This window comes from Deferrisoma sp., assembly GCF_054681715.1.
The window spans coordinates 46,703-53,099 of the sequence record NZ_BAAHFQ010000013.1 but is presented as its reverse complement, the minus strand read 5'-3'; the positions used below and the strand labels follow the sequence as shown (position 1 = coordinate 53,099).

Annotated in this window: 6 protein-coding genes; 3 read left to right on the top strand and 3 right to left on the bottom strand. The window is 69.1% G+C overall.

The window, feature by feature from the left end:
* Nucleotides 1-336: 336 nt before the first annotated feature.
* The 3 genes from ACY0I8_RS03800 to ACY0I8_RS03790 all read right to left on the bottom strand — a co-directional run bounded on the left by ACY0I8_RS03800 (nt 337) and on the right by ACY0I8_RS03790 (nt 3,263).
* On the bottom strand, nt 337-1,614 hold the full coding sequence (locus tag ACY0I8_RS03800) for a TFIIB-type zinc ribbon-containing protein (protein ID WP_461393644.1): 1,278 nt from the start codon (nt 1,612-1,614) through the stop codon (nt 337-339).
* A complete protein-coding gene (locus ACY0I8_RS03795; RefSeq protein ID WP_461393643.1) occupies nt 1,590-2,711 on the bottom strand; it encodes an SPFH domain-containing protein in 1,122 nt (373 codons plus the stop codon). Before ACY0I8_RS03795 ends, ACY0I8_RS03800 begins: the two co-directional genes overlap by 25 nt.
* Before the next feature lie 78 nt (nt 2,712-2,789).
* Nucleotides 2,790-3,263, bottom strand: coding sequence for a MucR family transcriptional regulator (locus tag ACY0I8_RS03790; protein ID WP_461393642.1), 474 nt, complete (start codon nt 3,261-3,263; stop codon nt 2,790-2,792).
* A gap of 295 nt (nt 3,264-3,558) precedes the next feature.
* On the opposite strand from ACY0I8_RS03790, the gene ACY0I8_RS03785 reads away from it, so the two are divergent.
* The 3 genes from ACY0I8_RS03785 (at nt 3,559) to ACY0I8_RS03775 (ending at nt 6,175) form a co-directional block, all read left to right on the top strand.
* Nucleotides 3,559-4,041, top strand: coding sequence for a ferritin family protein (locus ACY0I8_RS03785; RefSeq protein WP_461393641.1), 483 nt, complete (start codon nt 3,559-3,561; stop codon nt 4,039-4,041).
* Nucleotides 4,041-4,631, top strand: coding sequence for a flavodoxin family protein (locus ACY0I8_RS03780; RefSeq protein WP_461393640.1), 591 nt, complete (start codon nt 4,041-4,043; stop codon nt 4,629-4,631). The genes ACY0I8_RS03785 and ACY0I8_RS03780 overlap by 1 nt, the downstream gene beginning before the upstream one ends.
* Nucleotides 4,632-4,762: 131 nt before the next feature.
* Nucleotides 4,763-6,175, top strand: a complete 1,413-nt coding sequence (locus ACY0I8_RS03775; RefSeq protein WP_461393639.1) for a DegQ family serine endoprotease — start codon at nt 4,763-4,765, stop codon at nt 6,173-6,175.
* The last annotated feature ends 222 nt before the right edge of the window (nt 6,176-6,397 follow it).

The following is a 6,397-nucleotide window of genomic DNA, read 5'->3' as shown; positions in this document are numbered from 1 at the left end:
GACCCCTTCGCGCACCTGGCGCACCACCCGGATGCGCAAGGCTTCCTGAGCTTTTTTGTCGAGCGCTCGATTATCTGTTCTCCGTTTGCATTTCATGCACTCATACTAGCATATCAGGCAATACTTTTGAAGGTCTTAGTATTACTCCGGCGGCCAAAAAGACACGGTCGGGGGCATGGGGCCTGCTGGAGCGCCGGGCGTGGCTCCTACAGTGGCCGGATGCCGCACTCACGCACGGCCGGAAGCAGGCCCCATGCCCACGCGATCTCCTTGCGCGCCTCTATTGGCGCCGGATTAATAGGACGCGTGGACGCCGGCGGGGTGCGGCACCCCGGGTCAAAGCCCCCGGCCGCGCTCCAGGGCCGCCGCGGGCACGGCCACCCCGGAGGTTTCTTCGACCCACTCGGCGCCCCGGCGGGCGAACGGGAGGAGGACGAGGCGCGCGGCCCGCACCCGAAGACGTGCGCTCAGCACCGACGCCGCCTTTCCCCGCTGGCTACCCGCCAGTTCCGCGAGCACGGGCTTTAGCGCCTGGGCCGCCTCGGAAAGCGGCAGGCGCACCGCCTCCGCTTCGGCCGGCCCCGCCGGGAGCCGCGTCGCGTCGCCCCCTGCCACGGATCCGAGGGTCAGGTTGCGGGCGGCCCGCAAGAAGAGCCTCGGATGGAGCTTGAACGCCGGGATCCGAACGAGCGGGGGGGTGCGATCGTCCCCGGGATTCGGGGTCCAGTAGGGCACGGCCCACCGCACCATGTCGGCCTGGCTCCGGAATGAAAGCCCCCTAGCCCCGATCTCGAGCTCCCAGACCGGAAGGTACCGCACTCCGGAACCGTGGGAAACCCTGACCCGAAACGCCAGGGGCTCGAGTCTGCGGCGCCCCGGGACCCACCCCCTGCCGCACCGCCCGCACCAGAACCCCACCGCATGGGGCACCGCGGGCAGGTCGGCCGCGCACTCGGGACACCGAAGGGGAAGGAACCGGGGAGCCCACGGCCGGGGAGGCTCATCCAGGGCCCGCCGGAGCGCAAGGGCCTCCCCTCCGGCAAGGGCCCCCCCGGGCCCGTCGGGGAAGAGCGGGAGCAAGGCCCACCCCCCGCCGCGCCGTTCCAACGCGAAGGGGACCCACAGGACGGCCGTCACCTCCCCGACGAACCGCCGGAGCGGCGCGGCCTCGCCGCCGGCGGCCTCGGCCTGGGTCTCGGCCTCGTCCACCACCTGGGCCACCGCCCGGTCGGGCCACACGACCCGCCCCTTGACGGGGGGGCCGAGCCGGAACCGCACGGCCTGCGGCCTCACGCCGAGGTGCGAGCCCTCCCGGAGCCCCGCACGGCCGGGCCCGGTACCGTCGAGCAGGCTCCCCCGGGCTCCCGAGGCGAACAGCCGGTACCACAGCCCCCGAAACCGCCAGTAGGGGACCCACACGAGCCCCGGGGGCGCCGCCCCCTCCCACGGCCAGTGGTACCCCAGGAAGTCCCGGGGCCGAACGTACAGCCCGGTGCGGCAGAAGGCGCACCGGAGCACCGGATCGCCGACCCCCAGCTCCACCTCGGCCCCGCATTGGGGGCAGCCGGCCGACGCCTCGGGAAACCCGCTCAGGTCTTCAGCTTCTGGCCGCATGCGTTACAGTAGACGGCCTCCGGCCGGTTCTCGGCGCCGCACCCTCCGCAGACCCGGGGCGCGGGCCTCTCGCCCGCCGGGGCGCCGCAGGCCGGGCAGAACCGGGCCTTTGGCGTGAGGTTTTTCCCGCACCGGCCGCAGCGGCGGGTGACGAGGATCTGATGCCCGCAGTGGGGGCAAAACCGGGCCTCGGGGCCCACCGGCAGTCCGCACTCCGGGCACGAAGCCCCCTCGGCGCGCGCCGCTCCCCCGGCCACGCCCCCCAGGAACCCCGGCAGGAGCATCCCGAGCCCGAGCCCGATGGCCCCCTCGGCGGCCCCTCCTCCCCCGTCGGCCGCCCGCTCGAGGGCCTCGGCCGCCTTGAGTTTCACCAGATCGTCCAGCCGGTTTCCCACGGCCCCCAGGCGGCTTCGGTCGTCGATGGCCTGCTGCACGTCGTCCGGGGGGGTGATGGCGTTGATGTAGAGCCGCCCGAGTTCCAGGCCGTAGCCGGCGAGATCCCGGGCCAACCGCTCCCGGAGACCGTCGGCCAGTTCCCCGTACCGGGTGGGCAGATCCAGGACCGAATCGAGGTGCTCGCCCAGGTGGTCGTTGAGCCGCGACACGATGACCTCGCCCAGGTACGCCTCCAGGGCGTCCACCGTGTACGACGCCTCGGTGCCCACGAGGGTGTTCACGAACAGCACGGGCTGGGTCACCCGGACGTCGCAGATCCCGTGGGCGCGGAGCCGGATCAGCCCGAACTCCCGATCCCGGAACGCCACCGGGTCCCGTGTGCCCCACCGCAGGTTCGGGAACACCTTGAGGTTCACGAAGTACACCTCGGCCCGGAACGGGCTCGTGAACCCCCACGGCAGGGCCAGGGCCTTGGTGAGGAGCGGCACGTTCTTGGTGACCAGGGTGTGCCGACCCGGCCCCAGGGCGTCGCAGGCCACCCCGCCCGAGTAAAACACCGCGGCCTGGCTGTCGCGCACGATCACCTGGGCCCCGATCTTGAACTCGCCCGACCCCCGTTCGGGGATCCGGTGAGCCACCACCCGGCCGGATGGGTCAAACCATTCGATGACTTCCAAAAAGACGACGTTGTCCGTTCCCATGGGGTGCCTCGCCAAACGCGAACCGGCCCGGATCGTCTAAGCGATCCGGGCCGGTTTCGTTGCCGTCCCTTTCCCGACCTAGCCCTCCTTGGCCTTGCGCTTCGCCGCCCGGGCGGCCCGGGCCTGCACCAGCTTGTCGGCCAGGCCGAGCTCCGCCGCCATCCGCTTGCGCTGCTCCGAGTACTCCTCGGACACGAGCGGCGTGTTCTTGGGCAGGCCGAACATCTCCAGATATTCCTTGGGCGTGAGCCCATGGGCCGTGGAGAGGTGGCGCTTCAGGGTCTTCATACCCTTGCCGCAGAGCATGCAGTAGATCTTGTCTTTGCCGAACGCCACCTCCGGAGGCACGACGGGGGTGGCCGGCGCCGGGGCGCCCTCGGCTACCACTTGGGCTTCCGCCGACTCCTCCTCCACCTCCTCCCCCGCCAGGGAGGCGAGTTTCTTGTACACCTTGTCGATCTCCGCCAACAGGTCCTCCTGACCCATCTCGTTCATCGAGGCGTGGGAGGCCACGATGTCGGCCGTCAGTTGCAGCAGCAGTCGCTTGTCCATTTCATCCTCCTTTGGAATCGGTCCGGTAGATTTCGTCTATATAGCTCAGGTTCATACATTGTGCAAGCCTGTACCAAGCATTTTTCCTTGATCCCCCGATCCAGATCTTGGGACTTCGGTTCGAACTTCCCAGGTGTCGAGGGATCACTCCACAACTGATCCACGCCCGCCCCACAGTCACCCTCGCTGTTTCGGTGTTGGACAAGGGCCCGCCGGGTCGCTTGCAGCGGCGGCCTGCGGTGGTACCATCGTGCCGGCGACGAATTCTTCTTCCCCTTACCCACGAGGAGGCCCAATGCATCCCACCGATCTTCGCGAGGCACTCGACCAAGCCATCCGTGCCGAAGAAGAAGCCTGCAACTTCTACGAAGGGGCGGCCCAGAAGACCGACCACCCCGGCGGCCAAGCCATGTTCAGGGAACTGGCGGCGTTCGAGCGCCACCACCGCCAGCATCTCGAGGAGCTGCGCGAGGCGCTCCTCCACGAAAGGCCGTGGCCGGAGTATCAACCCCGGGACCTCCCCCCTCGGCGGGCCGAGGGCGATACGCCCGCGTCCACCCCGTCGCCCCACGCCGACGCGCTTGAGGCCCTGCGGATCGCGGTGGAAACCGAGGCCGAAGCCGAGCAGCGGTACCGCCGACTCGCCGACCAGGCGCCGGACCGGCAAGGCCGCGAGCTGTTCCTGCGACTGGCCGAGGAGGAGGCGATGCACCGCAAGGTGTTGGAAGACCAGTCCTACGCGCTTTCCAACCGCGGCGTCTGGCTGTGGGGGGACTGATGGAGAAACGGGTCCTTTTCGTCCACGGAAGCCCCCGGAAAGGAGGAAACACCGACGCCCTCGTGGGGAGGCTGGAGGCCCTGCTGGCCGGCCTCCCGATCCGGGCCGAACACCTCCGGTGTTCGGAGCTCACGGTGAAACCCTGCACCGGGTGCGGCGCGTGCGGCCGTACCGGGGAGTGCGTGCTCACGGGCGACGAAATGCCCCGGGTGTACGAGGCCGCGGACCGCGCCGACGCCCTCGTGGTGGCGAGCCCCGTTTACTTCCTCGGGCCCCCCGCGCCCCTCAAGGCGGTGATCGACCGGTTCCAGCCCTATTGGTCCCGGATTCACCTCCTCGACCGGCCGCCGCCCCGGGAGCGGGTGGCCGCCGTGCTCTCCACCGCCGGCGCCCCGTCCCACTCGGTGTTCACCTGCCTGCACCGGATCCTCGACGCATGGTTCGAGGTGCTCGGCGCCCGGGCCGTGGCGAACCTGTTCCTCGAAGGCGCCGACGAGGCGGGGTCGGCGGAACGCGATTCGAGGGTGGAGTCCGACCTTCCCGTGGTGGCCAAACGGCTCGTCACCCACCTGGGGCTCGAAGGTCCCTGATCGCCCGCACCCGTTTCATGGGATTTTAAGGTCCGTTTCATTGCCTCCTCATCCTTGGGGCTTATATTGGGGCCGCCGTTCCGGCGGCCCTCTCCGCACTTTTCCCAATCGCCGAAAGGAGGTCGGACACCATGGACACGACGCGGATCTCGGCACGGGGGTGGCTCGCACTGTTCCTTGGGCTTGCGCTCCTCGCCGGGCACACGGCCTGGGCCCGCGGAGCGCCCGAGAGCTTCGCCCCCCTAGTGGAGAAGCTCAAACCGTCGGTCGTGAACATCTCGACGACCAAGGTGGTGAAGACCCGCCGGCTGTTCCGGGACTTTCCCCGGTTCGGACCCAACGACCCGTTCCGCCGGTTCTTCGGCGACGACTTCTTTGACCGGTTCTTCGGGGACCAGCCAAGGGAGTTCAAGACCCAAAGTCTCGGGTCCGGGTTCATCTGGGACGAGGAGGGCTACATCCTGACCAACAACCACGTGGTGGAGAGCGCCGACGAGATCGTCGTGCGCCTGTCGGACGAGCACGAGTTCAAGGCCGAGATCGTCGGCACCGATCCCAAGACCGACCTCGCCGTGATCAAGATCGATCCGAAGGATGTTCGGCTCCAGCCCGTGAAGGTCGGCGACAGCGACAAGATCCGGGTCGGCGACTGGGTCGTGGCCATCGGGAACCCTTTCGGGTACGGCCACACCGTGACCGCCGGGATCATCAGCGCCAAGGAGAGGGTGATCGGGGCCGGGCCCTACGACAACTTCCTCCAGACCGACGCGGCGATCAACCCGGGCAACTCCGGCGGCCCCCTGTTCGACATGGAGGGCCGGGTGGTCGGGATCAACACCGCCATCGTCGCCGGAGGCACCGGGATCGGGTTCGCGATCCCGGTGAACATGGCCAAGGAGATCGTGCCCCAACTCAAGGAGCGGGGCCGGGTGACCCGGGGCTGGCTCGGGGTGATGATCCAGGAGGTCACGAAAGAACTCGCGGACCAGTTCGGCCTCGACGAGCCCGAGGGGGCGTTGGTGTGGGACGTCGTCCCGGACGGACCGGCGGACAAGGCCGGCATCGAGCGGGGGGACATCATCGTGGAGTTCGACGGGGTCTCGATCGACAAGATGCACAAGTTGCCGCGCATCGTGGCCGAGCACGCCCCGGGCAGCGAGGTGGATGTGGTGGTGCTCCGAAAGGGCGAGCGCAAGACCTTCCGGGTGAAGCTCGGAGAACTCAAGGAGGAGGAACTCGCCGGCGAGGCCACGGTGGAAGAGGAACTGGGCCTGACGGTCCAGGAGATCACCCCCGAACTCCAGAAACACCTGGGGCTCGACACCGACGAGGGGCTGGTGGTGTCCGGGGTTGAGCCTGGAAGCCCGGCAGCCGAGGCGGGACTGCGCCGCGGCGACATTCTGCTCGAGGTCAATCAGGAGTCCGTCGGATCGATCGAGGAGTACCGGAAGGCCCTACGGGAGGCCAAGGGGAAGGGCAGCGTGCTCTTCCTGGTGAAGCGCGGAGTCGGAACGCTCTACGTGGTCGTGCCGCTTTCGAAGTAACTTCCGCGAGGCGGCTGGGCTGCTCGGCAGCTAGGCGGCTAAGAGCATAAGAGCTTCCGGCCCGCGGCCTACGGAACTCCCGAGTGACACCTGGGCCCGGGGCCGGTTCGACCGGTCCCGGGCCTTCGTTGACAACCCCGCGGAATCGGCTAGGTTGGGGGCCGTTGGGGCATCGGCGGCCAGTCCGGTGGCCGTCGACCGGGGCCGAAACCGGTGGTTTCA

Excerpts from the sequence above, each read along its gene's own strand:
- ACY0I8_RS03800 (WP_461393644.1), bottom strand. The coding sequence starts at position 1,614 with ATGCGGCCAGAAGCTGAAGACCTGAGCGGGTTTCCCGAGGCGTCGGCC.
- ACY0I8_RS03795 (WP_461393643.1), bottom strand. The coding sequence starts at position 2,711 with ATGGGAACGGACAACGTCGTCTTTTTGGAAGTCATCGAATGGTTTGAC.
- ACY0I8_RS03790 (WP_461393642.1), bottom strand. The coding sequence starts at position 3,263 with ATGGACAAGCGACTGCTGCTGCAACTGACGGCCGACATCGTGGCCTCC.
- ACY0I8_RS03785 (WP_461393641.1), top strand. The coding sequence starts at position 3,559 with ATGCATCCCACCGATCTTCGCGAGGCACTCGACCAAGCCATCCGTGCC.
- ACY0I8_RS03780 (WP_461393640.1), top strand. The coding sequence starts at position 4,041 with ATGGAGAAACGGGTCCTTTTCGTCCACGGAAGCCCCCGGAAAGGAGGA.
- ACY0I8_RS03775 (WP_461393639.1), top strand. The coding sequence starts at position 4,763 with ATGGACACGACGCGGATCTCGGCACGGGGGTGGCTCGCACTGTTCCTT.